The sequence below is a fragment of the Pedococcus ginsenosidimutans genome (genome assembly GCF_039544395.1).
Taxonomy (GTDB): Bacteria; Actinomycetota; Actinomycetes; order Actinomycetales; family Dermatophilaceae; genus Pedococcus; species Pedococcus ginsenosidimutans.
In genome coordinates, this window is sequence record NZ_BAABLO010000022.1 from 1 (window position 1) to 2,061 (window position 2,061).

1 rRNA gene is annotated in these 2,061 nt (G+C 57.0%); it reads right to left on the bottom strand.

Annotated elements, in window-relative coordinates:
• Positions 1 to 303: 303 nt before the first annotated feature.
• Positions 304 to 1,830, bottom strand: a 16S ribosomal RNA gene (locus ABEA42_RS18490).
• Positions 1,831 to 2,061: the final 231 nt, after the last annotated feature.

The window sequence follows — 2,061 nt, forward strand, 5'->3', positions numbered from 1 at the left end:
TACCGGCGCCTACCCAACCCACAAGAGGTCGAGCGGTTCGTCCGCGACGGGGGTCCAAGGCCGTAAACGGCCTGAGGTGAGCTTTCGCCCGAGCCCTCAGGACCCAACAACGTGTCAGGCGCCTCCCCCCACCCAGGTCGCGTTCCACTGCCGGCCACCCCCGAAGGAGAGGACACAGCTTGTACTAGCGACACCGATGAGCGTCAGCGCCAAATAATCGATGTTCCACCCTTGAGCACCTGCTGCCCCACACTCGGGGACAGACCAGGCCCTGGACCAGACAAGCTGGCCAGTGCTCCTTAGAAAGGAGGTGATCCAGCCGCACCTTCCGGTACGGCTACCTTGTTACGACTTAGTCCCAATCGCCAGTCCCACCTTCGACGGCTCCCCCTCTTGCGAGTTGGGCCACCGGCTTCGGGTGTTACCGACTTTCGTGACTTGACGGGCGGTGTGTACAAGGCCCGGGAACGTATTCACCGCAGCGTTGCTGATCTGCGATTACTAGCGACTCCGACTTCATGGGGTCGAGTTGCAGACCCCAATCCGAACTGAGACCGGTTTTTTGGGATTCGCTCCACCTCGCGGTATCGCAGCCCTTTGTACCGGCCATTGTAGCATGCGTGAAGCCCAAGACATAAGGGGCATGATGATTTGACGTCATCCCCACCTTCCTCCGAGTTGACCCCGGCAGTCTCCTATGAGTCCCCACCATCACGTGCTGGCAACATAGAACGAGGGTTGCGCTCGTTGCGGGACTTAACCCAACATCTCACGACACGAGCTGACGACAACCATGCACCACCTGTATGCGAGTGTCCAAAGAGAACGACATCTCTGCCGCGTTCTCGCATATGTCAAGCCTTGGTAAGGTTCTTCGCGTTGCATCGAATTAATCCGCATGCTCCGCCGCTTGTGCGGGCCCCCGTCAATTCCTTTGAGTTTTAGCCTTGCGGCCGTACTCCCCAGGCGGGGAACTTAATGCGTTAGCTGCGGCACGGATCTCGTGGAATGAGACCCACACCTAGTTCCCAACGTTTACGGCATGGACTACCAGGGTATCTAATCCTGTTCGCTCCCCATGCTTTCGCTTCTCAGCGTCAGTAGTGGCCCAGAGACCTGCCTTCGCCATCGGTGTTCCTCCTGATATCTGCGCATTTCACCGCTACACCAGGAATTCCAGTCTCCCCTACCACACTCTAGTCTGCCCGTACCCACCGCAAGTTCGAGGTTGAGCCTCGAATTTTCACGGCAGACGCGACAAACCGCCTACAAGCTCTTTACGCCCAATAATTCCGGACAACGCTCGCACCCTACGTATTACCGCGGCTGCTGGCACGTAGTTAGCCGGTGCTTCTTCTGCAGGTACCGTCACTTTCGCTTCTTCCCTGCTGAAAGAGGTTTACAACCCGAAGGCCGTCATCCCTCACGCGGCGTCGCTGCATCAGGCTTTCGCCCATTGTGCAATATTCCCCACTGCTGCCTCCCGTAGGAGTCTGGGCCGTGTCTCAGTCCCAGTGTGGCCGGTCGCCCTCTCAGGCCGGCTACCCGTCGTCGCCTTGGTGAGCCATTACCTCACCAACAAGCTGATAGGCCGCGAGTCCATCCCAGACCGAAAAACTTTCCACACCATATCCATGCAGATTGGTGTCATATCCGGTATTAGCTCCGGTTTCCCGGGGTTATTCCAGAGTCTGGGGCAGGTTACTCACGTGTTACTCACCCGTTCGCCACTGATCAGAAAAGAGCAAGCTCCATTCGTCACCGTTCGACTTGCATGTGTTAAGCACGCCGCCAGCGTTCGTCCTGAGCCAGGATCAAACTCTCCATTGATGTTTGCTACCCACCACGACCAGCGCGGCAGGAAAAGCGAAACCCCAGAAGGGTCGTCAAACTGACTGAGCAAGAACAACTAGCAAAATCACTAGCATTCAATGTTCAACCAAAGGATTTTCGTTCCAGAACACCAACCCACAACCAGAAAGGCCATGCAGCCGGCACCCCAGAGACGAGGTAATTGGCATCGATTTTTGACACGCTGTTGAGTTCTCAAGGATCGGACGC